We start from the raw sequence: 24,724 nt of genomic DNA, 5'->3' as shown, positions 1-24,724 counted from the left end.
CGCGCCTGCGGGCCGCACGACGGCCCGGGCCAAGGGGAACCATGATGAAGAGCCTGTTGATCGCCGCACTGCTGGCGCTGCCCGTCGCCGCCGTCGCCCAGGATGCCGCCGCACCGGCACCCGCCGAAGCCCCGGCAGCGGCCCCCGCACCGCTACCCAAGTGCACCGCCAAGGTGCAGGACAGCTGCGACCAGAGCGCGACGACCGAGAAGAACGCGCTGCCCTACTACCCCGCCGACAGCCGCGACGCCGGCAACAACAAGATCGCGGGTGCCAAGGCCACGCCCCCCAAGCCGATGTAATCGGCAACCCGCCGAAGCCGATGTAGCATCGGCGGGCACTCTCTGGCAGGACGGTGGCGCGGTCCGTTACGGGCCGCGCCGGAACCCGCCATGAACGACGATTTCTACAAGATCCGCCGCCTGCCGCCGTACGTGTTCGCCGAGGTCAATGCCCTCAAGGCGGCCGCACGCGCCCGCAGCGAGGATATCGTCGACCTCGGCATGGGCAACCCCGATTCGCCCCCGCCCGCGCACGTCATCGCCAAGCTCGCCGAAGTCGCGGCAAAGCCCGACGCCCACGGCTATTCGGCGTCGCGCGGCATCCCGGGCCTTCGCAAGGCACAGGCCGCCTATTACGGCCGCCGCTTCAATGTCGACGTCGATCCCGGAACCGAGGTCGTCGTAACCCTGGGCTCTAAGGAAGGCCTCGCCAACCTCGCGCAGGCGATCACCGCGCCCGGCGACGTCATCTTGGCGCCGAACCCCAGCTACCCGATCCACATGTTCGGCTTCATCATCGCCGGCTGCACGATCCGGGGCATTCCCGCCGCGCCGGGGCCGGACTTCTTCGAAAAGCTCGACCGCGCGGTGCGCTATACCGTGCCCAAGCCCACCGTGCTGGTCATGGGCTATCCGTCGAACCCGACCGCCGAGACCGTCGACCTCGAGTTCTATGAACAGGTCGTCGCCTTCGCCAAGGCGCACGGCATCTGGGTGATCAGCGACCTCGCCTACGCCGAGATTTATTTCGACGACGCCAAGCCGACGCGCTCGATCCTCGAGGTGCCGGGCGCACGCGACGTTGCGATCGAGTTCACCTCGATGTCGAAGACCTATTCGATGGCGGGCTGGCGGATCGGCTTCGCGGTCGGCAACCGGCAGCTGATCGCCGCGCTGACGCGGGTCAAATCCTACCTCGACTACGGTGCCTTCACGCCGATCCAGGCGGCGGCGGTCGCGGCCTTGAACGGCCCGCAGGACTGTATCGAGGAGCATCGCCTGCTCTACCGTCGCCGCCGCGACGTGCTGATCGAAAGCTTCGGCCGCGCCGGCTGGGACATCCCGAGCCCGCCCGCCAGCATGTTCGCCTGGACCCCGATCCCGCCCGCGCTCGCGCACCTCGGTGCGGTCGAGTTCTCGAAGCAGCTGATCACCCACGCCGGCGTCGCGGTCGCCCCGGGCACCGGCTTCGGTGAGGAAGGCGAAGGCTTCGTCCGCATCGCGCTGGTCGAGAACGAACACCGCATCCGCCAGGCCGCGCGGGGGGTGAAGAAGTACCTCCAGTCGATGGGGGTCAACGCCGGCGGGCCGGTGCGCGCCGCAGGCTAGCCTGCACCCGGAACGACTTGCCTTCCACCCGCAAATCGCGTTGACTGAAAAAAAACGGTCGCGTGATCTTTGTGGGAGAAGAACGTGGCCGTCATCGACATCAAGGACCTGCGCGCTGCAATCAAGGCGGCGGGCGATACCTGGAAGGCGCGCGAACTGCCCGCCAACTTCCGCCCGCGGGCACTGGGTTGGGAGCCCGCAAACCGCAGTTTGCTCAAGACGGCGCGGGTCAACGCCGATTTCCTGAAGTCCGACGGGCTGGCGCACATCTTCCGCGCGCCGATGAAATCGGCGGTTGGCGGCTTCACCACCCATCCCAAGCGCTTCGACTGGCGCGACCGCGGCGTCATCGGCCCGGTTACCGACCAGGGCTATTGTGGAGCCTGCGTTTCGTTCGCTTGCACCGGGCTGGTCGGCGCGATGGCGGCGATCGAGCACTCGACGACGAGCATCCATCTGTCGGAGGCGGACGCGCACTTCAATTCGTCGCACGGCGCCAACTGCGGCGGCTGGGACAACAGCACCTGCCTCAACCAGATCAAGTCGCGCGGCGTCGTCGCCGAGGCCGACCTGAGCTTCAGTTCAGCGTTCGACACGCCGCCCAAGGGTGATCCCGGGCAGAAGCAGGCTGACGGCAGCGAATTGTGGCAGGCGTACACGCGCGCCGTCGCCGACCGCGCCCGCAAGGTTTTCAAGGTCACCGACGTCACCGCGTGGACCGGCGACGACCGCAAGATCTACCTCGCCAACGTCGGGCCGCTGGTCTGCGGCTTCACGGTGTACGAGGATTTCGACACCTACGACGGCGGCGTCTACACGCACGTCAAGGGCAAGGAGCGCGGCGGCCACGCCGTGCTCGTTGTCGGCTATGACGACGACCTCGGCGCGTGGATCTGCCGCAATAGCTGGGGTACCGGCTTCGGCGGCACCGCCGACCCCGACGGCACGGGCGCCGGCTGGTTCATGATGGCCTACGGGACCGCCAACAGCGACAGCGAGGCGTTCTTCGGCGCGCAGGGCGTGATCTACCCGGCACCCGCCGGATGGGCCGGCTGGTGGTCGCTCAACGGCGGCGTCGCAGCAGCCAGCACGTCGGTGCACGGCGTATCGCGAGCTCCCAACAAGCTCGACGTGATGTGCGTCGGGTCAGACCTCGGCACCTTCAACGCGGCGTGGCAGCCGGGCGACACCAAGTGGCGCGGCTGGGCGCACGTGCGCGGCGGCAAGGCGGCGGCGGGGTCGTCGATCACCATCGTGTCGCGCCGTGCCGATCACCTCGATGCCTTCTGCGTCGGCATGGGCGACCGCAAGATCTACACCGCTGCCTGGATGCCCGGCGATAACGAGTTCCGCGGCTGGTGGCCGGTCGCGGGCGGCGTCGCGGCAGAGAACACCTCGGTCCATGCGGTGTCGCGCAGCCTCGACAAGCTCGACCTGTTCTGCGTCGGCAGCGACCGGCGCATCTTCCACGCGTCGTGGCAGCCGGGCGACCCGGCGATCAAGGGCTGGTGGCCGATCAACGGCGGAGTCGCGTCGCGCAACTCCTCGGTCACTGGCGTCGTGCGCCGCCCCGACCAGATCGACATCTTCTGCGTCGGCGCCGACCAGCGCGTCTATACTGCTGCAAAACATTCGGGCCAGGCGTGGGCGGGCTGGTGGCCCGTCGCGGGCGGCGTCGCGGCACAGAACACCAGCGTGTTCGGCGTGTCGCGAGGGCCCGACATGCTCGACATCTTCTGCGTTGGCACCGACCGGCAGGTCTATACCGCCGCCTGGTCGCCGGCCAATCCGGCGTGGCAGGGCTGGTGGCCGGTCGGGCATTTCCGCGTCGCGCCGAACACCTCGGTCCACGCGGTGTCGCGCAAGCCCGGCCGCATCGACATCTTCGCGGTCGGCGAGGACGGCGGCATCTATTCGGCCGGGTGGCAGGTCGGCGATGCGCGCTGGCGCGGCTGGTGGCGGATCCTGGAAGGCGGCGCCGGGCCGGGCACGATGGTCACCGCGATCGCTCGCAGCCCGAACAACCTCGATATCTTCGCGGTCGGCCCCGACAAGCGCATCTACACCGCGGGCTGGCAAGGCTGAGTCATGGAGGTGCGCGGGCAAGCGGGCACGGCGATCGACCTGCCCGTCGCCGACGGCCCGGCGACCGGGTACAGCTGGGTACTCGACCTGCCGCCCGGGGTGACGCGCGCGCCCGACGGCCCGCGCACCCCGGCACCTCCGGGGCAGGAACTGGGCGGCGGCAGCGGCGGCGCGTTGCGCGTCGCCGCACCGGCCGGTCGCTACCATATCGTCGCGAGACTGGCGCGACCGTGGCAGCCCGATGCGCCCATCGCGACACGCGAAATCGATCTGATCGTCGAGTAGGGCTTGCGCGGTCCCGCCCGCGACGCGAAGAGCGAGGCCATGACAAACCCCCTGCGCATCGGCCTTGCGGGCCTCGGCACCGTCGGCGGCGGGGTCGTCGCGCTGCTCGACGCCAATGCCGAGCTGATCGCGCGGCGTGCGGGCCGCGGCATTGTCGTCAGCGCGGTCAGCGCACGCGACCGCAACCGGGGGCGGGGGGTCGACCTGTCGCGCTTCGCCTGGGTCGACGATGCGACCGAACTGGCGGGCCGTGACGATGTCGATGTCGTGGTCGAGCTGATCGGCGGCAGCGACGGCCCGGCACTGACGCTGGCGCGCGCGACGCTGGGGCGGGCGAAGGCGCTGGTTACTGCGAACAAGGCGATGCTGGCCCATCACGGCCTCGAACTCGGCGACCTGGCGGAGGCGAACGGCGCGGCGCTGAAGTACGAGGCGGCGGTGGCGGGGGGCATCCCGGTCATCAAGGGCCTGCGCGAGGGCGCGGCGGCGAACGGGATCACCCGCGTCTACGGCATCCTCAACGGCACGTGTAACTATATCCTGACGCGGATGGAGGCCGAGGGCCTGTCGTTCGGCGCGGTGCTGGCCGACGCGCAGGCGCAAGGCTACGCCGAGGCCGACCCCAGCTTCGACATCGACGGCATCGACGCCGCGCACAAATTATCGATCCTCAGCGGCCTGGCGTTCGCGTCCCGCATCGACTTCGCGGGCGTGGCCGCCGAGGGCGTGCGCGCGGTCGACAGCGCCGACATCGACCATGCCGCGACCCTCGGCTACCGCATCAAGCTCGTCGGGCTGGCGAGTGCCGCCGATGGCAAGCTGTTCCAACGCGTCCACCCCTGCCTGGTGCCGCTCGCGCACCCGCTCGCGCACGTCGAAGGCGCGCTGAATGCCGTGGTGGTCGAGGGCGATTTCGCCGGACGGCTGTTCTTCTCAGGCCCCGGCGCGGGCGCGGGGCCGACCGCCAGCGCGGTCGTCGCCGACCTGATCGACATCGCCCGCGGGCCCGCGCAGCCCGCCTTCGGCATGCCGGTCGCCGCGCTGACGCAGTTCGAGACCGCGGACCAGGCGAGCCACGCGGGACGCTTCTACCTGCGCCTGACCGTTGCCGACCGGCCCGGCGTGCTCGCGGCGCTGACCGCCCATCTGCGCGATTCGGGCGTGTCGATCGAAAGCCTGATCCAGCGCGGCCACGGCGGCAGCGGCGGGGTCTTCGTTGTGATGGTTACCCACCACGTCGTCGAGCGCCAGGTTCGCGCCGCGCTCGACCGCATGACTGCCTCGGACGACCTGCTCGCACCCCCGATGATGATGCATATTCTCGACTTTTGATAAGGGCGCGCCTAGGCCGTCGGGCGAACCATCCGGAGCCTTCATGCCCAACACTGCCCCCGCCAGCGCGGTCCTCGACCGCGTGCTCGTCCTCGAGATGGTGCGCGTCACCGAATATGCGGCGATCGCCGCGTCGAAGCAGATCGGGCGCGGCGACGAGCATGCCGCCGACGCCGCCGCGGTCGAGGCGATGCGCGACGCGCTGAACCAGCTCGATTTCGACGGCACCATCGTCATCGGCGAGGGCGAGCGCGACGAGGCCCCGATGCTGTACATCGGCGAGAAGGTCGGCCGCGCGCAGGGCACCGGCCCCAAGATCGACATCGCGCTCGACCCGCTGGAGGGCACGACGATCACCGCCAAGGCCGGGCCGAACGCCCTTGCCGTGCTGGCCATCGCCGAAGAGGGGGGCCTGCTCAACGCCCCCGACACCTACATGGACAAGCTGGCGATCGGCCCGGGCTACCCCGACGGCACCATCGACCTGTCGAAGTCGACGACGTGGAATATCCAGTCGCTCGCCGCCGCCAAGGGCGTGCAGCCGCACGAGATCATCGCCTGCGTCCTCGACCGCCCGCGCCACGAGGCGCTGATCGCCGAGCTGCGGTCGCTCGGCTGCGGCATCATGCTGATCGGCGACGGCGACGTCGCGGGGGTCATCGCGACAACCGATCCGGAGACGGGCATCGACATCTACATCGGCAGCGGCGGCGCCCCCGAGGGCGTGCTGGCGGCCGCAGCCCTGCGCTGCGTCGGCGGCCAGATGCAGGGCCGGCTGGTGTTCCGCAACGACGACGAGCGCGGCCGCGCGCGCCGCTGGGGCATCACCGACCTCGACCGCATCTACGCCCTCGAGGACCTGGCGCAGGGCGACGTGATCTTCGCCGCGACCGGCGTCACCGACGGTTCTCTGCTGAAAGGCGTGAAGCGCCGCCGCGACGGCACGATCACCACCGAAAGCGTCGTCATGCGCGCCTCCTCGGGCACGGTGCGCCGCGTCATCGGCACGCGCCGCGCGGAGCCGGTGAAGCGCGGCTGACGCCGCCTGCCGCTGGCTTTTGATGTCGACTTGGTCGACACTTCGGCTGCGGGGGAGGCGGGCATGAGACGGGCATTCTTGTTTGCGACGGCGCTGGGTGTGGCCAGCGTGCCGGTCCACGCGCAGGACACCAAACCGCCGGGTCTCGGCGAGGTGCTGGTCACCGCCAACCGGCAGAACGCGCCTTATGCTTGGCAGGACCGTCCGGTCGTTGGGCTGCGACGGCAGGCCGATTCGGCGGTGGTGCAGGTCAGCTTCTCGTCCGACGCGCGCGATGCCGAGGTGCGCAAGCGCGAGATCCACGCCATGCTGGCGGCGGCGCTCGACCGGGCCGCGGGCGCGGGCGTCGAGCTCGTGACTGGCGGTTTCGACCTGACTCCCGTGACCAAAACGGGTTACCAGAGCTTGCCGCTGTTTTCGGCGGGCCGGGTCGATACCAGCCAGGCGACGCTGCTGGTGAAGGTGAGGCTCGCGGGCTCGACGGCGGCGGCCGGGCAGCGGATCGACGCCTTCGTGAAGGCCATCCCGCGCACCGGTCGCGGCGCAGTCGACCGCACCGGCTCCTTAACGCTGACCATCGTCGATCCCGACCAGTACCGCGACGCGATCGCCAAAGCCGTGGCGGACGACGCCCGGCGGCATGCCGCGCTGTTCGGCTCCGACTATGCGGTGCAGGTGACGGGCATCGACGGCCAGGTCGTGTGGTCGCAGGTCAGCCCCACCGAGGTCTTCCTGCATTTGCCCTATCGCTACACGATCGTGCCCAAGTGAGCCCGGGGAGAACCGCCATGCGAGCGTCTGCCGTCGCCGCCATTGGCCTTGCATTGCTCGCGGCGCCGCTCGCCGCGCAGGATGAGGGTAGCGGCGAGATCATCGTGACCGGGATGCGGGTGGCGGCGAGCCCCGTCACGATCACCACCGCGCCGCCGGTGATCGGCCTCAGGCGGCTCGCCGATTCGGCGGTGCGCAATATCGAGATCACCTCGGACTCGCGCGACGCCGCGATGCGCCAGCGCGAGGTGCAGGCGATGCTGCTCGCCGCGATCGACCGCGCCGGGCGCCAAGGCTTCAGCCTCGTGACCGGCCAGCTCGAGGTCGTCGAGGTGACGCGCGCCAACTGGCAGGACCAGTTTCCGGGCCTCGCCGGCAAGGACGAGCCCGACGACGATGACGACGAAGACGATGGCGACAACAAGCCAAAGCCGGCGTTCGAGGATTATAGCGGCACCACGACAATCCGCCTGAAGGTCAAGACGAAGCTCGACGGCTCGATCGGCGGTGCCCAGGCGAAGATCGCCGGCTTCGTCAAATCGGTGCCCCCCACGGGGCGCTCGCAGATCGTGCAGAAGGGCGGCATCGCGCTGACCATCATCAAGCCCGAGCAGTACCGCGACGAACTCTACGCCCGCATCGCGGCGGGCGCGAAGCAGGCGGCGAGCTTCTATCCGACTGCGGGCGTGGAGGTCACCGGCCTCGACGAAGCCGTCGCCTGGACGCAGGTCAGCAATACCGAGCTGTTCGTCTATATCCCCTACGGCTTCGTCGTGAAGAAGTAAGCGATCAGAACAGCTTGCGGAAGCTGACCCGGACCGAGCGGCCGAGCGGGTCGAGCAGGTCGGGCTGGTAGCCGATCGGCACGAGGCCTGCGGTATCGCGGACGTCGAGGCGCTGGTCGAAGATATTGTCGAACGCCAGCGTGACGCGCGAGCGGCGCAGGAAGGGCACCGCGGTCACCAGCTTCCGCTGTTGCCCCAGGTCGGCGAACAGCCGCAGGTTGACCGTGGTCAGCGCGCCGAAGCGCAGGTCCTGCGCCGACGCCTGGCCGGTCGAGCGGTTGGCGGTTATCCGCGTCGCGCTGTTCCAGTCGGCGTTGACCCGCGCACCGAGGCCGTTCTTGTTGATCCCGGCGCGCAGCTCGACGCTGTGCCGCGACTGGCCGCCGCGCGACCCCGTCGCCGAGCCGTCGAGCAGGTCGAGTTCGGGCACGCCCTCGCGGATCAGGATCGTGTCCTCCAGCCGCCAGGTGTGGAACAGCGCCAGCGTGATGCGGCCGCCGCGACCGCCACCGAAGCCGCCGCCGCCACCACCGCCCGGCCCGCCGAAGCCGCCGGGACCGCCGCCCCTGCCGCCGCGCTCGCCGCCGGGTCCACCGGCCCCGCGCGCACCCTGGCGCTCGTCGCGGCGGGCGGCACGGCGTTCCTCGATCTGTTCGGCGGTCAGCGGCTTGCCGTCGGGGCCGACCGGCGGCGGCCCGGCGAGTGCCTTCGACCAGTTGAGGCCCCAGCGCAGCGACCGCTGCTTGCTACGCTCGAAATTGAGCGGGCGGCTGTCGATGCGGAACAGATTGCCGGCATTGTCGCGCTCGAACCGGTCGGGGAAGGCCGCCTCGATCTCGGGCGTCGGCGACGGCAGGCTGGCGGTCGGATTGTCGATCCGCGTGTCGGTGTAGGTCGCGAGCACCGACAGGTCGCTGCCCTTGATCGGCTTGACCGTCAGGCCGAGCTTCATGACGCGGCGGCTGTCCGCCAGCAGGTTGGGGTTGCCGCCCTCGATCCGCGTGACGTCGACGGTCTGGCCCGTGACGACGTCGAACACGCGCACGTTGGGCGTCACCAGCACGGGGTCGCCGAGCTGCTGGATCGACGGTGCGCCGTCTTCCTCGGTGATCGAGCCGATCAGCTGGACCGCGTCGACCGGCTTCCAGGTGAAGCCATAGCCGAGCGTCGTCAGCGTGCCGAAATCGGACAATTGCTCGAGCTGGCCGTTCAGATTGACGCTGAGGTTGCCGACCGCGCTGTCCTCGAGCAGCGGCACGTCGAGGTTGGCCTGCGCATTGCCCTGGTCGCGCGACAGGTCGGTCGCGGTGAACACCCCGGCACGCGTCGATTCGCTGGCGATGTCGCGCAGGTCGAAGCCCGCCTTCAGCGTCAGCGACACGAAGCCGGCAGGCAGCGTCAGCAGGTCGCCGCCCAGCGTGGCGACGCTGGACAGCGTCGTCGCCACCGACCGGGCGCGGTCGCGGCCCACGCCGGTGACGGTGTCGCGGTCGGTCAGGATCGTCGACTGGTTGCGCGTATAGCCGCCGTCCAAGGACCAGCGCCATTTGTTGATATTTCCGTTCAGCGCATAATTGACGTTGGCGTTACGCGTCTCGCCGTCGCGCAGCAGCCGCTGCGAGCCGTCCGCCGCACGGCCCAGCGCCGCGGTCGTGTCGGCGCCCTCCAGCTCGGCGCTGATCGTCGCCGAGACGTTGCCGAGGATGGTGCGGTTGTACGTACCATTCAATTTCAGCGCGTCGGAGCTCGACAACAGGGTGCGGTCGGGGTCGGCCTCGATGACGTTGCGCTCGCTCTCGAACAGGGGAGTCAGGCGCTCGTATTCGGCGTCGAGGCTGAGGCGGCTGCCGGGCGCCAGGCGCAGGTAATTGATGTCGGCCTCGTAACCCTGGCGCCCGCCGGCGGTAGCCTGCAGCGTCTCGACCTCGGTGGTGATCGCCTGGAAGCGCTGGCGCAGGATGAAGTTCACGACCTTCTGGTCGGCGCGGTAGCCATATTTCAGCGCGACCTCTTCGGGCAGGATCTCGACGCGCACCACGGCCTCGGGCGGCAGGTCGCGAATTTCGCGGAAGCTGCTGATGCGGCGGCCGCCGAGCAGCACGACGGGCGCCTCGCCGCCGCGGCCCTGCACGCTGCCCGTCTGCGGGCTGAGCTCCTCGAGCAGTTCGCCGAGATTGCTGACCCCGTAGGCGCGGATGTCGGCGGCGTTCAGCGTCACCTCGGGCGTGATGTCGCCGACGACCGCACCCAGATTGCGCCGCGACGCGGTGACGACGATCTCGTCGTCCATCGACTCCTCTTCGTCCGCCGAAGGTGCCGGTACCGCCGCAGCGGGCGCGGCAGGTGCGGCGGCGGGCGCGGGCACTTCCTGCGCGAAGGCAGGCGCCAGGATGGACGCGGAGAGCAGCAGCACGACGGACAGACGCATGACCAAACCTTATGAACGCCGGTCTTTGCCGGCCGAATGAGTGCTTTAGGGGCGACTACGCGTGAACGGGCCCAAAACCACCGCGAGATGGCAGGCTTGTTGCAGGCCCGAGGGATTCACTTCGTGCGGCTGCGCGCCTACACTCCCGCCCATGTCCACCGTCTTCAACGTCCGTGCATCGGTCCTCGGCAAGCAGTGGCAGTGGCGCGGCGGCGTCGCGCCCGATGCGGGCGGCGACGGTGCCGGCGGCATTGACGCACTGGTCGAGCAGCTGTTCCGGGCGCGCGGTGCCGTCGCGCAGGATTTCAGCCGGCTGCGCGCGCCGACGATCCGCGACTGGCTGCCCGACCCGTCGATCTTTCGCGACATGGACGTTGCCGCGCGCCGCGTCGCCGATGCGGTCAAGGGGGCCCAGGCCATCGTCGTGTTCGGCGATTACGACGTCGACGGTGCGACGAGTGCCGCGGTGCTCGTCCGCCTGATCCGCCAGCTGGGCGGCACGGTCTCGACCTACATCCCCGACCGGCTGCTTGAGGGCTATGGCCCCAGCGCCGACGCGATGCGCGCGTTGAAGGGTGCGGGCGCCGAGCTGGTGATCACCGTCGACTGCGGCACGCAGGGGTTCGACGCGCTGTCGGCGGCGTGCGACGCGGGGCTCGACGTCATCGTCGTCGATCATCACCGCGCCTCGACCGAGCTGCCGCGCTGCGTCGCGGTGGTGAACCCCAACCGTCTCGACGAGGAGGACGGCGCGGCGTTCGGCCATCTGGCGGCGGTCGGCGTCGCGTTCCTGCTCGCGGTCGCAGTTGTCCGGACATTGCGCGCCGAGGGTTTCTTCGCTGCGCGGCCCGAGCCGAAGCTGATGGACCTGCTCGACATCGTCGCGCTCGGCACGGTCGCCGACGTCGTGCCGCTGACCGGCCTCAACCGCGCTTTCGTCGCGCAGGGGCTGAAGGTCATGGCGGCGCGGCGCAACCCCGGCCTCAACGCGCTCATCGCGGTCAGCGGCATCGAGCGCGCGCCCGCGTGCCATGATCTCGGCTTTGCGCTGGGGCCGCGCATCAATGCCGGCGGGCGCGTGGGACGCGCCGACCTGGGCGTGCGGCTGCTGACCACCGACGACCCGCAGGAGGCGACCGCGCTCGCCGCCGAACTCGATGCGCTCAACGTCGAGCGCCGCGCCATTGAGGCCGAGGTCACCGAGGAAGCCCTTGCCCGCGCCGCCGAGGCCGGCGGCGCCGTCGCGGTGATCGCCGGCGAGGGGTGGCACCCCGGCGTCGTCGGCATCGTCGCCAGCCGCGTCAAGGACCGGCTCCACCGCCCGGTCATCATCCTGTCGGTGCAGCCCGACGGCAGCGCCAAGGGGTCGGGCCGGTCGGTACCCGGCGTCGATCTGGGCGGCGCGGTGCTCGCGGCGAAGGAGCGCGGCCTGCTGATCGCGGGCGGCGGCCATGCGATGGCGGCGGGCGTCACCGTCGCACCCGGCGGCATCCCGGCGTTCGCGGCATTCCTGAACGAGCGTTGCGCGAGCGAGGTCGCGGGCGCGGGGGCGACCGCCAGCCTGATGATGGACGCTGCTGTTTCCCCGCGCGGGGTCTGCGTCGACCTGTGCGAGGCGCTCGACGGTGCAGGCCCTTACGGCCAGGGCTGGCCGCAGCCGCGCGTGGCGAGCGGACCCTGGACGATCCTCGAGTGCAAGGTGGTCGGCGAGGCGCACGTCCGCGTCGTCGCGGTCGCCCCCGACGGCGCCCGCGTCAAGGCGATGGCGTTCCGCTCGGCCGATGCACCGCTGGGCGCCGCACTTGTCGCGGCGGGACGGCGGCCGATCTACCTGGCGGGCCGGGTCAAGCGCGACGACTGGGGCCGTACCCCGGCCGCCGAACTCCACCTCGACGATATCGCCTTCGCCGATTAGGCCGCGGCCATCCGCCGGTAGCGCATCGCGCCGCCGGCCAGGCCGAAACCGCCGATCATCAGCGCCCAGGTCGTCGGCTCGGGCGCGTTGCTCGACACCGGCGGCAGGCCGCCGCCGCCACCACCCGTGCCGGTCCCGCCACCGCCGCCACCACCGCCACCGCCGCCGCCGCCGCCGCCGCCAACTGTGGTAAAGCCACCGACCGTCGTGGCGAGGATGTCGCCGACCGCGCCCGGCGTGCCGAGCGGCGACCCGGGTGACCCGATGGCCAGCGGCGTCTCGTTGCCGAGCGACACCATCGGCGACAGACCGCCCAGCCCGGCGAGGCTCGGCGTCAACCCGGCGCCCGCGAAGACCGGCGCGCACGGCGCCACGGCGGCCGCGACGGCCATCGGTGCGACGCGCTTGGGTGCCGCGGCATGGCGCGGCGCAACCTGGTTTCGAACCGCCTTCGACACGGGAACGACCGCCGCGCCGGTTCCGCCGGCACAGACGCACATCAACAATTTCGACGCAATGCTACTCATCTACGTTACCCTGGTTACTCTTACGCAACTATTATGAATAACGCCTATGTACGTAATTGGTTGTATCGCCGATGCAATAAATCTGCGGCAGAGTGGCGGCTTGACCCTGAGCGGCGTCTGCCCTAGCAGCACGCGCTCCGCTGAGGCCCCTTCGTCTAGCGGTTAGGACGCGGCCCTTTCACGGCTGAAGCACGGGTTCGATTCCCGTAGGGGTCACCACACTGCCGGCATGCTCACTGCGCGAGATCGAAGCCTGCCGGCTGCCGATCGTCGCCGCGCGGTCAATCGAGTGCGACGCGCGCCACACACATCGGCATGACGCTCGCAGACGCCGACAGTTTGCGATTGATTCGCAAGATTAATGATCTAATGCTCTTGCGAGCGATTCGCAAAGGCAGTGAGCTTGATGAAATCCGTGGTGCACCTGAGGCTCTGTGCCGTCCTGTCGGCAGTCGGAGTGGCGCTGCCCGCCTACGGACAGGACGCCCCGGCCGCGGGACGGGATCGACGCGAGCGCGACGAGATCGTGGTCACCGCCAACCGTGCGGTCGATGGCGGTCAGGTCGCGGGCGAGACGCGGCTCGGCATCCTCGGTAACGGCGACATTTACGAGACGCCGTTCTCCGTCAAAGGCTTTACCAGCGAGCTGATCCTGAACCAGGGCGCGCGCAGCCTCGACGAGGTCGTGACCAACGATCCTTCGATCCGCGTGGCGCTCAACCCCACCTTCGTCATCGACCAGAGCGCGATCCGCGGTTTCGTCGTTTTCAGTGCCAACTATCTGTTCGACGGGCTGCCCAATCTCACCGCCGACCGCACCAGAACGCCGATCCTCCATTTCGAGCGTGTCGACGTGCTCAAGGGGCCGAGTACCGCACTGATCGGGGGCGCGACGGGGAACACCGCCGGCGGGTCGATCAACTTCGTGCCAAAGCGGGCCATCGACGAGCCGGTCACGTCGATCGACGCGTCCTTCCGCGAAAGCTCGTCGTTCGCCGCGCATGCCGATGTCGGCCGCCGCTTCGGCAAGGACGGGATGTTCGGGCTACGGATCAACGCGTCGGGCGAAACCGGCAAGGCATATAACGGCACCGACACCGACTTCGGCAGCGTGCAGGCCGCGTTCGACGTTCGCGCAGGCGGGTTCCGCGCGGTGCTCGATGCGGGCTATACGCACTCGGACGTCGGCGGCTTCGGCGTGAACTACAGCCTGGCCGCCGGGGCCACGCTGCCGACGCCGCCGGACCCCCGGCTGCAGCAATTCCCCGATTGGGCGGGGTCGCGCTCGCGCAACCATCTCGGCCTGATCACGGCGGAATACGACCTGTCCGACCGCTGGACGCTGACCGGGCGCGCCGGGTTATCCTATGGCATCACCAACGAGCCGGCGCCGGCCATCGGCCCAGTGCGCTCCGACGGAACGTTTGTGATCAACAACCTCTCGCTGCGCAAGTTCGCCAGCCGCCGGACGGCGCTGGAGGCGACGGTGCGCGGGCGCTTCGAGACCGGCGGGCTGAACCACCGCGTCGTGGTCTCGGCGTCGCAGTTCGCCGGCGGCAGCGATTTCGCGCCGAGCGTCACCGTCGCGTCGCCGCTTGCGGTCGGATCAATCTATCAGACGGTTGCGATCGCCAACCCGTTCGCGGGCGACTCGCCGCTTGCCCTCGACAAGCTCGAACAGCCGCGGCAGCGTGGCGTTTCGGTGGCGGACACGATCGGCGCGCTGAACGACCGGGTCCTGGTCACCCTTGCCGCGCGGTATCAGGAGGTTCGGCAGATCGGTTATAACGAGAACAAGGTGACGCCGACGATCGCCGTCCTGATCAAGGCGACCGACGCGATTTCGCTCTATGGCAATTATGCCGAGAGCCTGAGCGCCGGCCAGGTCGCCCCCGCGACGGGCGTCGCCAATCCGGGCGCCGTGCTGCCGCCCTTCGTCGCCGAACAATATGAGGGCGGCGTAAAGTGGAATGCGGGCAGCTTCGGGGTGACTGCGGCCTATTTCGACATCAGCCAGCAGTCGGCGATCACCGATCCGACGACGTTGATCTTTTCCGCCAACGGCCTGCAGCGCAATCGCGGCGTCGAGCTGGAGACCTTCGGCGAGCCGGTCAAGGGACTCCGCCTGCTGGGCGGCGTCGCCTATATCGATGGCCGTCAGGAACGGACGCCGGGGGGTGTCACCGATGGCAAAAAGGCGCTCGGGGTCAGCCCGTGGAACGTCAGCGGGTCGGTGGAATGGGATATCCCCAGGCTCGCAGGGCTGACCGTCACCGGGCGATACATCTACACCGACCGGGCATTCATCAACGTCGCCAACACCCAAAGCATTCCGTCGTGGGAGCGCTTCGATCTGGGCGCGCGGTATCGAACCGAGATCGCGGGAACGCCGACGACGGTTCGGCTGAACGTCGTCAACGTGCTCGACAAGACCAACTGGCTCGCCGCGGCCGGGCGCAACCTGTTCGTGGTCGGCGTGCCCCGGCTGGTCACCCTGTCGGTGTCAGCGGCCTTTCGATGAGGGAAGCGTAGCGATGGCCCGGAGGGCCGCGACCAACGGAGGCCGCAACACCGCCGTCGACATCGTGTCGCGGTGCCTCGCAGCGTTGCCGGGCAATTACGCGCTGACGATCGGCATCGGGTCCTTGCTGGCCGTCGCCCTGGCCGACGCCGGGATGGCGCGCGTCGAGGCGGCGGCGCTCGCGTCGATGCTGGCCTTTCCGGTCTTCCTGATTGTCCTGCTGTGGGCGGTCCACGCGGCACGGCTGCTGCGAGCGTGGATCGTGATAGGCGGCGGTGCCGTGCTGACCAATGCGGCCGCCGCCTGGCTTGCCGCGTCGCCGGGGACTGCGGGATGAGCGAGACCTTCCCCGCATCGATGCACTGGCTTCACACTTGGACGGGCGTGATCATCGGCGCGTTGCTGTTCGCCATCTTCTGGATGGGAACGCTGAGCGTGTTCGATCGCGAGATCGACCGCTGGATGATGCCGGCGACACGGCTGGCGCCCGCCGCGACCGTCTCGCTCGATGCGATGGCGAAGACCATGACCCAGACGGGGGCTGCAGAATGGGGAATGCAGCTGCCGACCGATCGCACGCCGATCGTCAGTGGCTACACCGTCACGGACGGGACCTACGCCTTCCTCAATCTCGACCCGGCGACCGGCAAGCCGCTGCACGATCCCGCCACCCGCGGCGCCACCGACTTCTTCTTCCCGTTCCACTACAGCCTGCTGATCGACCAATGGCAGATCGGCAAATGGCTGATCGGGCTGGCGGCGATCGCCATGATGGCGCTGTGCGTGTCGGGCGTCGTCATCCACCGCCGGATCTTCGCCGATTTCTTCACGCTGCGCATCGGACGCAAGACGTCGAGGACAACGCTCGACCTGCACAATGTCGCGGGCGTGCTGGGCTTGCCCTTCAATTTCATGATCGCCCTGTCGGGGCTGGTCTTCTTCATCGCGGTCTACGTCCCCGGGATACAGTCGGTCGTGTACCCGGCCGCGGGGTCGAGCTTCACCCAGGACGCGTTCGGCGGTTTCGACCGCGATGCGGCGGGCGAGGCTCGTGCGCTGGGATCGCTCGATGCGATGGCGCGCGAGGCTTCGCGGCGCTGGGGCGGCGACACGGCGCGGATCGTGCGCGTCACCCACTCGGGCGACGCCGCCGCCTACGTGTCGTTCGACCGGTCGCTCGCCAGGCGCGTGAGCATGACATCGGACGCCGTCATCTTCGACGGACCGACCGGCAGGCTGCTCCACGAGCATCGAACGGGCCCGATGATGACGACGCAGCGCTTCATCTCGGGCATGCACTTCGCGCAGTTCCGCCACTGGCCATTGCGCTGGCTCTATTTCGCAAGCGGCCTGCTCGGCTGCGTGCTGATCGCGACCGGCAGCCTGTTCTGGCTGCAGTCCCGCACCAAGCGACACATGAATGAAGGCGCAGTGGGCATGCCCCTGGTGCGCGCCATCACCATCGGGGCAACGACCGGGATGATCGCTGCAACGCTCGCCTATCTGATCGCCAACCGCCTCCTGCCTGCCGATGCCGCCGCGCTCGGCCAGTCGCGCGCGCAGCTGGAAATATGGGCGTTCTTCATCGTCTGGATCGCGAGCTTCGCCCACGCCGCGCTGCTGCCACGCCGCGCCTGGGCGGTGCAGTGCTGGGCGATCGCCGCGGGGGCGCTGACGGCGGTCGCGTCGAATGCGGTTACCACCGGCGATCATCCTCTGCACGCCGCGCTGCGCGGCCAATGGGGCGTGGCAGGCATGGATCTGGTGATGCTCGCCGGCGGGTCGGTCGCAGCGATCGCCGCGATGCGGCTGTGGCAGCGCAAGCCCCGGCTGGTCGCCGGCGATCCGGCGGCACCCGCCCTGCCGGCCGCATAACGGTGGCGACGTCGCTTCTGATCGCGCTGCTAGGGTGCGTCTATGGCGGCTTCGCCCTGCTGGCGCTCAGCCAGTCGCGCAACTGGACGCTCGTCCTGCCCGGTCGTCCGTATCCCGCAGCTAGGGCCGGGCTCCTGAAGGCGGGTGGGTGGGCGCTGCTGGCGACCGCGCTGATCATTGCTCTCGTGCGCGATGGCCCGGCATTCGGTCTGATGCTGTGGGTGCTGATGCTGGCGGCGGGCGCCGCACTGGTTATCGCGACGCTTTCGGTGCGCCGCCGCTGAATGCGGCGCAGCAGTCCGAGCAGGAGACTCGATCCAGCCCTTCTATGAACCCTTCGCGCGGACCGGCCGCGTCAGCGACCAGCGGGCGATTGGCGCGCCGTTGGGGCCGGTCGATTCGCCCGCGAAGCGCGTGTCGCCGGTCGGGTGGAACTGCACCAGCCGGTCGTCGGGGCCACCGATCAGCAGGGTCAGCCCCTCGAACCACCAATGGTCGAGCTTGCGCGCCGTCCCGGTGCACGCCGGAGCCGGTTTCGCCACCCGTGTGCCGCTCTGTCCGATCGCGCCGCCCTGCAGCCGGATCGAACAGGCCGTCCTGCCCTGCGTGATCGTCCATTCGCCGGCCAGCTCGCCAGCCTGGGGGACATGGGTGAAGCCGGCGATCGCGCGGATCATGTAATATTTCGGCGCGATCAGGTCAGGGCTGCTGAGCAGCGTGGTCTCATCCTCGATAAAGCTCAACGCGACCCTCGCCGGCCCCGCGAGCAGCGCCACGCCGTCTTGCAGACGCCATGCGTTGACGTTCTTCAGCGCGGGCAGGCGGGTCGCGCAAGATGCCTCTGGTTTTGCCGCCCAGCTCTCGGCGCCGGCTGACTTAGCGGTCAGCATGATCGTGCAACCCGGCCTGCCGTCGACCGGCAGAACCTGCCAGTTCCCCGCCATGTCCCGGACGATCTCCGGCGCCTGTCCGAAGGCCGGCACGGCGCTGGCCATGACCGCTGCGGCGAGCAGGCGTGCGATCACGACGCCAGCTTTCGTGCAATCGCCGTCGCCGCGCTGCGCGCCGCCTCGCTGCCGTCGGGCATGAAGTCCGCGCCGAACAGGCTGATCGTCGCATAGCGCCGGTCGTCGAGAAAGACCTGCAGCGCCGCTGGCCTGGCGGTCCACATCGCGGCCTTGCCGATGCCGGCGACATCGACTGCCGGGGAGCCGAACTCCTCACCGATCTTGCGTGCGGCGGCGACCGCCGCATCATAGGCGTCGCCGTCCGCAGCCTCGCGCGTCAGCACCGTCAGCTTTGCCCCGTCGGCGAGGGTGAAGGTGCACATCGAGAAGCCGGCGCGCAGACCGTCGGGCTGGCTGACCGGGTCGAGTGCGGTGCCGGTGACCGCCTTGCCCATCGCCGCCGCGACGGCCGGGGTGCCGACGGTCGCGCAGGCGTCCATGGCGTTCCACCCGGCGGGCGCGGCTTTCGCGGTCGCCTCCCCCGTCGGCTTATTGCCGTCCCTGGTCTCGCCACACCCTGCCAGCGCGACCAGCACCGCACCCCCGATGAACAGACGCATCATTGTCCGGCTCCCCTCGTTCGCCATCATATCCGCTTCAGAAGCCGAACGCGATGCCGACCCGGGCGCCGGTCGAGCCCTTGACGGTCGATCCGGCAAAGCCGGCGCTGACATAGGCGCGCGGGCTGGCGCGCACGACGGCGGCACTGGGGCAGTCGACGCGCGTTGCGATCTGGCTGCCTTACGACCGGGGGGATGCCGGGTCCCCGGGCCAACTCGTTTCGGAACCAATATCGGCTGCCTCGGTTTCCGGTGGTTCAACAAGACGGGGTGAATAGATGCGTAAATTCAGTGCGATGCTTTCGGTCACGGCATTGGCGTCGCTGATCGCCGCGTGTTCCCCGCCGACGTCGTCCGAACCGGCCAAGACCGGCGCGGTCACCGCCGAGGCACCCGCGGCAGGGGGCAGTGCCACCGCGCCGGCCGCCGCCGCCATTCCGTCGGACCCGCGAACCATCGCCGTGAACGTGCAAGGCGTTGCCCCCGTCGGCGTCACCCTGCGCGTCAAGAGCGTCGAGCTCGGCACCGATGCCACGACGCTCGATGTCAGCGCATCCTATGGCGGCACGATCACCAACAGTCTCGACCTCGCCGGGAACGGCACCTACCTGCTCAACGCGAGCGGCGAGCGGCTGATGCTCAAGCCGCCGCAGGACAACCAGTCGCTGCGCATCGAGCGAGGCCAGACGATGAACGGCAAGCTCGTCTTTCTCGGCGCCGTGGCACCCGATGCGAAGTCGATCAAGCTGGTCGTGAACGACAACAACGATGGCGCAAGCATCGTCTCGCCGGGCCTGACGATGGTCATCCCATTGGACGGCGCAACGCGGTGATGCGAATTGCCAGGGCCGAGCCCGCTGTTGCGACGCGGCCGGCGATTGCCCTTCTTGCCGCTTGCCTCGGTCTGGCGCTGGCCGGTTGCGACGGTCGCGTTTCGCAGCGCAGCCTCAAGGACGAGCCAAGCAGCTTCCGCCTGGTGGTCGATGCGCCGGAAAGCAAACTCGTTATCGCCGGTGCAACCGACAGTGGCGGTACGGCAGGGCCTGAGAGCAGCTTCGGCGAAGCTGCGGCACCGTCCTCGGTCATGCGGTCAGCCGAAGTCGCACCGGAGCGCCTCGCGCTGACGACCAATTTATTATCCGACCTGAAAGCGCGGCAGACCGACGACCAGTCGATCGTCGTCGATCTGCCGGCGGACGTCCTGTTCGATTTCGACAAGGCCAGCCTTCGGACCGACGCTGAAGCGTCGCTGCGCAAGGTTGCCGATCTTCTCGAAAGCTACCCCACCGCGCCGGTGAAGGTGAACGGCCATACCGACGCGAAGGGCAGCGATGACTATAACGACCGGCTATCGCTGGACCGGGCGAACACCGTGGCAGCATGGCTAAAGCGCCGCGGCGACCGCGCGATCAGCATCGCCGGGCTCGGCGAGCGCCAACCGGTGGCAGAAAATGCAACGGCCGGCGGCGGCGATAATCCGGACGGCCGTCAGCGGAATCGCCGGGTCGAGATCGTCATACAGCCTGTCGTCGCGCGTGGTCTGACACAGGGGTAGGGCGGATTGGGTCTGGCCTCGACGGGCACGCGCTCGGCGCACGCCGCGCTTGCGAGACGGCCCCGGAACGGTCAAGTTGCGAGGCATCAGTAAGGGGCGTTCGAATGGGTGTCATCGGCTGGATCGTCGTCGCCGTCATCATCGGCGGCCTCTATCTGTGGTACGCGACCATCGTCACGCGGCGGAACCGGGTCGGCGAGGCGCTCGCCGGGGTCGACGTGCAGCTGCAGCAGCGCCACGACCTGATCCCCAACCTCCTGACCATCGCCAAGCGCTTCATGGAGCATGAGCGCGGCCTGCTCGACGAGATCACCGCACTGCGCGCCAGGGCGGCCAGCGCCACCGACCCGGCCGCCAAGTTCGCCGCCGAGGGCCAGCTCGATATCGGCCTCGGCAAGCTGTTCGCCGTCGCGGAGGCCTATCCCGACCTCAAGTCGGACGGCCCGATGATCGAGGCGCAGCGCGGGCTGAGCGAGGTCGAGACCAATATCTCGGCCGCTCGCCGTTTCTACAACTCGGCGGTCGGCGACCTGCGCAACGCGACCCAGATCTTTCCCGGCACTCTGCTGGCGGGTCTCGCGGGCGCATCGACGCCGCCGCCCTTCTACGAGGCACCGGACGCGAGCCGCGCTGCGGTCGACGCCAGCAAATATCTGTAGCACCGTGAGCGACGCGGCCACGGCACGCGGCGGGACCGCGAAGCTGGTCTTCACGAGCGCGCTGGTCGCAGCCGTTGCGGTGTTCGTCGCCGCGGTCATCGGCTCGATCCACAAGTCGCCGGGCATCGGCGGAATTCTGTCGGGCATCTTCGCGGGCCTTTTCGGCGGGCTGCTGGTGATGGCGGGCGGCGCCTGGATGGCAACGAAACTCGCGCCCAAGTCTGCGCCAGCACCGGCCCAGTCGCTGCTCGGCGAGCAGCTCGCGGCCGGTCTCGCCGACGTGCTGACGGAGCTCGAGAAGACCCGCGTGGACCTCTACACCGAGGCGATGGAGCGGGCGAAGTGGCGCGTGCCCGCGGGCGCGGTCGCCGGCGCCGCGTGGTGGCTCAGGGACCAGTTCGAAACGGACCCGAGCGGCCTCTTCGGCCTGCTGATGTTCGTCGGCATCGGCGCCGTCGCCGGCTATTTCTGGGCAACCGCGAGCAACAGCGCCAAGTACACGCGGCTGTACAAGGACAAGGTGCTGCCGAAGCTGGCGGCGGGGTTCGGCGACATATCCTATCGCCAGGCGGTGCCCCCCGATCTCGAGCAGCTGAGGCGCGAGCACGTGTTCGAGGATTTCGACGAGAGCAGCGCCACCGACGAGCTGTTCGGCACCTACCACGGCCTCGACATCAGCATCCTGGAGCTGTCGCTGCACAAGCGCAACGGCAAGAACCGCAGGAGCGTCTTCAACGGCCTGATCGCGCAGATCACCCTGCCGCGCGGCCTGAAGGGCACGACCGCGATCATCGCCGACGAGGGGGTGATCGGCACGGTCAGGGACTGGATGCAGAGCGGGCCGGGCACGCGCGTGCGCGTCGAAGACCCTGAGTTCGAGGCCGGCTGGCAGGTCTATGGCACCGACCAGATCGGCGCGCGGGCCCTGCTGACCCCGGCCTTCATGGAACGGTTCAAGGCACTCGGCCAACGCGCCGGCTTCGGCAAGCCGCTGGCGCTGGCGGTGGACAACCGGCTACTGCTGGCGCTGCCGAGCTGGTCGGGCGCGCTGTTCAAGCTGCCCGAGCTGAGCAAGCCCGCCGCCAACCGCGAACTGCTGGTGGCGCTCCACGACGCGATCGGCGCGCTGCTGCAGACCGTCGACGCGGTCGTCGACCTCGATCAGACATCGCGTGCCCGGGTCGGGCGTCGCACCGACTGAGTCCGGGGCGATCGCGCCGGCGGGGATCGCCCCTAGAATTTGTAGCCGATCTCCACCCCGTAGCGGCGGCGCGCGCCCGGCGAGATGAAGGCGCCGCCGAACTCGATCGCCGGGATGACCTCGGCCAGATATTTCTTGTCGAACACGTTGTCGGCGAAGGCGACGATCTTCCAGCTCTTGCCTTGGATGCCGGCGCGCAGGTCGACGACCGAGAAGCTGTCGCGCCGGGCCCGGTCGAACTTGCCGTCGCCGACGAAGGCGGGCAGGCCCAGCGCCGAGATCGGCAGCAGCGCGCTGAACAAGGTCGGCTCGGTCTGGTTCTGGACCGTGTGGAACCAGGTCGGGCCGGTCAGCCGCCAGTCTGCGCGCGCGAGGAAGCTCAGGCTGTCGGTGACCGGCAGGTCGAGCTGGCTGCCGGCGTTGATCGTGTATTTCGACGTGTAGGGCGACTCGTTGCCGATGGTGTCGGGGCGCGAACGGTTCTTCTTGATCTCGGAGTCGGTATAGTTGGCGGCGGCATAGACGCTCCAGCCCTTGAGGATCGTCGCGTCGACGTTCGCCTCGACGCCCTTGATGTCGACGCGGTCGATGTTCGACACGACGCGCAGCAGGCCGAAGCTGCCGACGAAGAATTCGAAGAACTGCATGTCCTTGATGCGCGTGTAATAGCCCGCGAGGCTGTAGTTGACGGGCCCGACGCGGCCCTTGATCCCGGCCTCGAAGGCGTCCGATTTCTCCTTCCGGTAGATGTCGTTGATCGTGACGTCGGCGTCGATCGTGCCGGGCGTCACGCCGTCGTTGAAGTTGGTGTTGACGATCGCCGACGCGCCCTGGTTGTTGAAGCCGCCCGATTTGAAGCCCACGCCGTAGTTCGCATAGACGTTGTTGCGGTCGAAGATCTCGTAGCGGACGCTGATCTTGGGCTCGAACTGCTTGAAGGTCTTCTTCTGGTCGGGGATGGCGACGCCGCCGACGATGCCGGGGTTGATGAAGCTGCCGGTGAACGGATCGATGGCGACCGGAACCTGATTGTCGGCGCGCCGCCGCTCGATGTCGTAGCGCAGCGCGACCGACAGGTCGAAGCGGCTGGTCGGCTTGTAGTCGATCGATCCGAAGCCGGCGTAGACGTCGGTCTTGAACTTGTCGTCGAACAGCTGCGACGTCGGGTTGGTGGTGGTCGGCCCGTTGTAGAGCTGCTTGATCACGCCGTTGCCGGTGTCGGCGCCGAGGCTGACCCCGACGTGCCGGTCGATGTGCAGATAATAGGCGCCGACCTGCCAGTTGAGCGGCCCGTCGCCGTTCGACGCCAGGCGGATTTCGGTCGAGAAGTCGCGCTGGTCGCGCTTCTGATACTGGGTCCCGTCGCACGTCGTCGGCGAATAGGGTCCGAAGGTCGAGCCGTTGGCCGGCGCGAAGATGAACGGCACCGGGATCTGGCCGATGAAGCCGGGGGCGTTGACCGGGAAGCCGGTCAGTGCCGCGGTCGAGGCGAAACAGGCGTTGACCGCGGCATTCCCCGCCGGCTGGGCGGCGCTGATGTAGCGGGCGAAATCGCCCGAGGTGCCGTCGGCGACGAAGTCGTTCTTGATATCGCTGTACAGCCCCCAGACGGTCAGCGTCGCGAAGTCGAAGTCATGATCGAGTTTCAGCGACGCCTCGAACGTCTTCTGGTCGTTGGTCGGTCGGATGTTGCTGTAACTGTTGAAGGGATGCTCGTTGACGTCCTCGTAGAAGGCGCCGCCGAAATTGGGCAGCAGGAACGCCGCGTTGAAGTTGATCGACGCCCCGTCGAGCTCGCCGTAGCGGGCCTTGGCATCCAGCGTCGTCGCCTCGCCGAGCTTGGCGACGAGGCGCCCGTCGATGCTCCAGCTGGTCTGGTCGTCGACGACCTTGCGGTTGTTCAGAAAGCTGTTGCGGTAGAAGCCGTTGGTGGTCGCATAGTCACCCGACACCACGAAGCCGACGGTGTCCGACAGCGGTCCGGCGACATAGGCGTTGGCGCTGTAGGTGCCGACGTTGCCGAACGAGGCGCGGCCCTCGCCCTCGAACGTGTCGCCGGGCTTGACCGTCTGGATGACGATCGCGCCCGCCGCGGCGTTGCGGCCGTACAGCGCGCCCTGCGGGCCTTTCAGGATTTCGATCTGGCGCAGCGTGCCCTGCTTCTGGTTGAGCTGCGCGGTGTTGGTCTTGAGAATGCCGTCGACGACGAGTGCCACCGAACTTTCGGCGTCGCGGGCGCCGTTGATGCCGCGGATGTTGATCTGGGTGCTACCTGCCTCGTCCGTGCCGGTGACGATCGTGACGCCGGGCGTCAGCTTCACGAAGTCCTCGGCCTTCTGGATGTTCTTGGCCTCGATGGTCGCGGCCGAGAAGGCCGTGATCGAGGCCGGCACGTCGATCAGCGCCTCGTTGACGCGCCGCGCGGTGATGATGATCTCGCCGTCTTCGGGCGCCGCGGCGCTCGCGGCCTCGGCGGCGGGGGCGGCGGTCGACTGGGCGTGAAGCCCGGTGCTCAGCGCGGCACCCGCGACCCCGATCAGCAATCTTCCCGTCGCGCGCATCGCATGTC

The 24,724-nt window shown here is 69.0% G+C and carries 22 protein-coding genes and 1 tRNA gene; 18 read left to right on the top strand and 5 right to left on the bottom strand.

Translation table 11 applies throughout. The features are described 5' to 3' along the window. The first annotated feature begins 44 nt into the window (after positions 1-44). The 8 genes from FMM06_RS16885 (at position 45) to FMM06_RS16200 (ending at position 7,907) form a co-directional block, all read left to right on the top strand. Entirely contained in the window at positions 45-302 is a 258-nt protein-coding gene (locus FMM06_RS16885) for a hypothetical protein (protein WP_185965233.1), read from the top strand. Positions 303-392: 90 nt separating this feature from the next. Then, entirely contained in the window at positions 393-1,610 is a 1,218-nt protein-coding gene (locus FMM06_RS16230) for an LL-diaminopimelate aminotransferase (RefSeq protein ID WP_144335353.1), read from the top strand. An 84-nt stretch (positions 1,611-1,694) separates the two neighbouring features. Beyond that, on the top strand, positions 1,695-3,695 hold the full coding sequence (locus tag FMM06_RS16225; RefSeq protein ID WP_144335352.1) for a C1 family peptidase: 2,001 nt from the start codon (positions 1,695-1,697) through the stop codon (positions 3,693-3,695). 9 nt (positions 3,696-3,704) lie between these two features. Further along, entirely contained in the window at positions 3,705-3,980 is a 276-nt protein-coding gene (locus FMM06_RS16220; protein WP_144335351.1) for a protease inhibitor I42 family protein, read from the top strand. Positions 3,981-4,019: 39 nt separating this feature from the next. After that, positions 4,020-5,312 carry a homoserine dehydrogenase gene (locus FMM06_RS16215; protein WP_144335350.1) on the top strand — a complete coding sequence of 431 codons (1,293 nt, stop codon included), beginning with the start codon at positions 4,020-4,022 and terminating at the stop codon, positions 5,310-5,312. Between the two features lie 43 nt (positions 5,313-5,355). After that, the gene (gene glpX / locus FMM06_RS16210; RefSeq protein ID WP_144335349.1) at positions 5,356-6,351 is read left to right on the top strand and encodes a class II fructose-bisphosphatase; all 996 of its coding nucleotides are present in this window, start codon (positions 5,356-5,358) and stop codon (positions 6,349-6,351) included. Between the two features lie 63 nt (positions 6,352-6,414). After that, a complete protein-coding gene (locus tag FMM06_RS16205; RefSeq protein WP_144335348.1) occupies positions 6,415-7,122 on the top strand; it encodes an SIMPL domain-containing protein in 708 nt (235 codons plus the stop codon). A gap of 17 nt (positions 7,123-7,139) precedes the next feature. Continuing rightward, entirely contained in the window at positions 7,140-7,907 is a 768-nt protein-coding gene (locus FMM06_RS16200) for a hypothetical protein (RefSeq protein ID WP_144335347.1), read from the top strand. 4 nt (positions 7,908-7,911) lie between these two features. Here FMM06_RS16200 and FMM06_RS16195 read toward each other — a convergent pair whose 3' ends face one another. Further along, entirely contained in the window at positions 7,912-10,335 is a 2,424-nt protein-coding gene (locus FMM06_RS16195; protein ID WP_144335346.1) for a TonB-dependent receptor, read from the bottom strand. A 151-nt stretch (positions 10,336-10,486) separates the two neighbouring features. Between FMM06_RS16195 and recJ the strand changes: the two genes are divergently transcribed. Further along, the gene (gene recJ, locus FMM06_RS16190; RefSeq protein WP_144335345.1) at positions 10,487-12,250 is read left to right on the top strand and encodes a single-stranded-DNA-specific exonuclease RecJ; all 1,764 of its coding nucleotides are present in this window, start codon (positions 10,487-10,489) and stop codon (positions 12,248-12,250) included. Here recJ and FMM06_RS16880 read toward each other — a convergent pair. Next, on the bottom strand, positions 12,247-12,777 hold the full coding sequence (locus FMM06_RS16880; protein WP_185965232.1) for a PEPxxWA-CTERM sorting domain-containing protein: 531 nt from the start codon (positions 12,775-12,777) through the stop codon (positions 12,247-12,249). The genes recJ and FMM06_RS16880 overlap by 4 nt on opposite strands. A gap of 144 nt (positions 12,778-12,921) precedes the next feature. On the opposite strand from FMM06_RS16880, the gene FMM06_RS16175 reads away from it, so the two are divergent. The 5 genes from FMM06_RS16175 to FMM06_RS16155 all read left to right on the top strand — a co-directional run bounded on the left by FMM06_RS16175 (position 12,922) and on the right by FMM06_RS16155 (position 17,457). Then, a tRNA-Glu gene (locus FMM06_RS16175) sits at positions 12,922-12,996 on the top strand. Positions 12,997-13,195: 199 nt separating this feature from the next. Then, the gene (locus FMM06_RS16170) at positions 13,196-15,298 is read left to right on the top strand and encodes a TonB-dependent receptor (protein ID WP_185965231.1); all 2,103 of its coding nucleotides are present in this window, start codon (positions 13,196-13,198) and stop codon (positions 15,296-15,298) included. 13 nt (positions 15,299-15,311) lie between these two features. Further along, positions 15,312-15,635: an iron uptake protein gene (locus tag FMM06_RS16165; protein ID WP_144335341.1), complete on the top strand. Its 324-nt coding sequence runs from the start codon at positions 15,312-15,314 to the stop codon at positions 15,633-15,635. Beyond that, positions 15,632-17,173, top strand: a complete 1,542-nt coding sequence (locus FMM06_RS16160) for a PepSY-associated TM helix domain-containing protein (protein ID WP_144335340.1) — start codon at positions 15,632-15,634, stop codon at positions 17,171-17,173. The genes FMM06_RS16165 and FMM06_RS16160 overlap by 4 nt, the downstream gene beginning before the upstream one ends. A gap of 2 nt (positions 17,174-17,175) precedes the next feature. Continuing rightward, positions 17,176-17,457: a DUF3325 domain-containing protein gene (locus FMM06_RS16155; protein ID WP_185965230.1), complete on the top strand. Its 282-nt coding sequence runs from the start codon at positions 17,176-17,178 to the stop codon at positions 17,455-17,457. 42 nt (positions 17,458-17,499) lie between these two features. Here FMM06_RS16155 and FMM06_RS16150 read toward each other — a convergent pair whose 3' ends face one another. Continuing rightward, positions 17,500-18,198 carry an AprI/Inh family metalloprotease inhibitor gene (locus FMM06_RS16150; protein WP_144335338.1) on the bottom strand — a complete coding sequence of 233 codons (699 nt, stop codon included), beginning with the start codon at positions 18,196-18,198 and terminating at the stop codon, positions 17,500-17,502. Continuing rightward, positions 18,195-18,743 (bottom strand): hypothetical protein, encoded by a 549-nt coding sequence (locus tag FMM06_RS16145; RefSeq protein ID WP_144335337.1) that lies wholly within the window; start codon positions 18,741-18,743, stop codon positions 18,195-18,197. The genes FMM06_RS16150 and FMM06_RS16145 overlap by 4 nt, the downstream gene beginning before the upstream one ends. Before the next feature lie 275 nt (positions 18,744-19,018). Here FMM06_RS16145 and FMM06_RS16140 point away from each other — a divergent pair, with 275 nt between their 5' ends. From FMM06_RS16140 to FMM06_RS16125, 4 genes are all read left to right on the top strand, one after another. Then, positions 19,019-19,573 carry a hypothetical protein gene (locus FMM06_RS16140; protein ID WP_144335336.1) on the top strand — a complete coding sequence of 185 codons (555 nt, stop codon included), beginning with the start codon at positions 19,019-19,021 and terminating at the stop codon, positions 19,571-19,573. Beyond that, the gene (locus tag FMM06_RS16135) at positions 19,573-20,295 is read left to right on the top strand and encodes an OmpA family protein (protein WP_144335529.1); all 723 of its coding nucleotides are present in this window, start codon (positions 19,573-19,575) and stop codon (positions 20,293-20,295) included. Before FMM06_RS16140 ends, FMM06_RS16135 begins: the two co-directional genes overlap by 1 nt. Before the next feature lie 104 nt (positions 20,296-20,399). Beyond that, positions 20,400-20,954 carry a LemA family protein gene (locus FMM06_RS16130; RefSeq protein ID WP_144335335.1) on the top strand — a complete coding sequence of 185 codons (555 nt, stop codon included), beginning with the start codon at positions 20,400-20,402 and terminating at the stop codon, positions 20,952-20,954. Positions 20,955-20,958: 4 nt separating this feature from the next. Then, a complete protein-coding gene (locus FMM06_RS16125; protein WP_144335334.1) occupies positions 20,959-22,155 on the top strand; it encodes a DUF3137 domain-containing protein in 1,197 nt (398 codons plus the stop codon). Between the two features lie 32 nt (positions 22,156-22,187). Here FMM06_RS16125 and FMM06_RS16120 read toward each other — a convergent pair whose 3' ends face one another. Beyond that, positions 22,188-24,716 (bottom strand): TonB-dependent receptor, encoded by a 2,529-nt coding sequence (locus FMM06_RS16120; RefSeq protein ID WP_144335333.1) that lies wholly within the window; start codon positions 24,714-24,716, stop codon positions 22,188-22,190. Positions 24,717-24,724 lie beyond the last annotated feature (8 nt).

Source organism: Glacieibacterium frigidum (assembly GCF_007097155.1).
In the GTDB taxonomy this organism is placed as follows: Bacteria; Pseudomonadota; Alphaproteobacteria; order Sphingomonadales; family Sphingomonadaceae; genus Glacieibacterium; species Glacieibacterium frigidum.
The sequence above is the reverse complement of the archived record's forward strand: the minus strand, read 5'-3'. Positions and strand labels throughout refer to the sequence as shown.

Coding starts and splice junctions, on each gene's coding strand:
- FMM06_RS16885 (WP_185965233.1), top strand. CDS start 45: ATGAAGAGCCTGTTGATCGCCGCACTGCTGGCGCTGCCCGTCGCCGCC.
- FMM06_RS16230 (WP_144335353.1), top strand. CDS start 393: ATGAACGACGATTTCTACAAGATCCGCCGCCTGCCGCCGTACGTGTTC.
- FMM06_RS16215 (WP_144335350.1), top strand. CDS start 4,020: ATGACAAACCCCCTGCGCATCGGCCTTGCGGGCCTCGGCACCGTCGGC.
- glpX (WP_144335349.1), top strand. CDS start 5,356: ATGCCCAACACTGCCCCCGCCAGCGCGGTCCTCGACCGCGTGCTCGTC.
- FMM06_RS16205 (WP_144335348.1), top strand. CDS start 6,415: ATGAGACGGGCATTCTTGTTTGCGACGGCGCTGGGTGTGGCCAGCGTG.
- FMM06_RS16200 (WP_144335347.1), top strand. CDS start 7,140: ATGCGAGCGTCTGCCGTCGCCGCCATTGGCCTTGCATTGCTCGCGGCG.
- FMM06_RS16195 (WP_144335346.1), bottom strand. CDS start 10,335: ATGCGTCTGTCCGTCGTGCTGCTGCTCTCCGCGTCCATCCTGGCGCCT.
- recJ (WP_144335345.1), top strand. CDS start 10,487: ATGTCCACCGTCTTCAACGTCCGTGCATCGGTCCTCGGCAAGCAGTGG.
- FMM06_RS16880 (WP_185965232.1), bottom strand. CDS start 12,777: ATGAGTAGCATTGCGTCGAAATTGTTGATGTGCGTCTGTGCCGGCGGA.
- FMM06_RS16165 (WP_144335341.1), top strand. CDS start 15,312: ATGGCCCGGAGGGCCGCGACCAACGGAGGCCGCAACACCGCCGTCGAC.
- FMM06_RS16160 (WP_144335340.1), top strand. CDS start 15,632: ATGAGCGAGACCTTCCCCGCATCGATGCACTGGCTTCACACTTGGACG.
- FMM06_RS16145 (WP_144335337.1), bottom strand. CDS start 18,743: ATGATGCGTCTGTTCATCGGGGGTGCGGTGCTGGTCGCGCTGGCAGGG.
- FMM06_RS16140 (WP_144335336.1), top strand. CDS start 19,019: ATGCGTAAATTCAGTGCGATGCTTTCGGTCACGGCATTGGCGTCGCTG.
- FMM06_RS16135 (WP_144335529.1), top strand. CDS start 19,573: ATGCGAATTGCCAGGGCCGAGCCCGCTGTTGCGACGCGGCCGGCGATT.
- FMM06_RS16130 (WP_144335335.1), top strand. CDS start 20,400: ATGGGTGTCATCGGCTGGATCGTCGTCGCCGTCATCATCGGCGGCCTC.
- FMM06_RS16120 (WP_144335333.1), bottom strand. CDS start 24,716: ATGCGCGCGACGGGAAGATTGCTGATCGGGGTCGCGGGTGCCGCGCTG.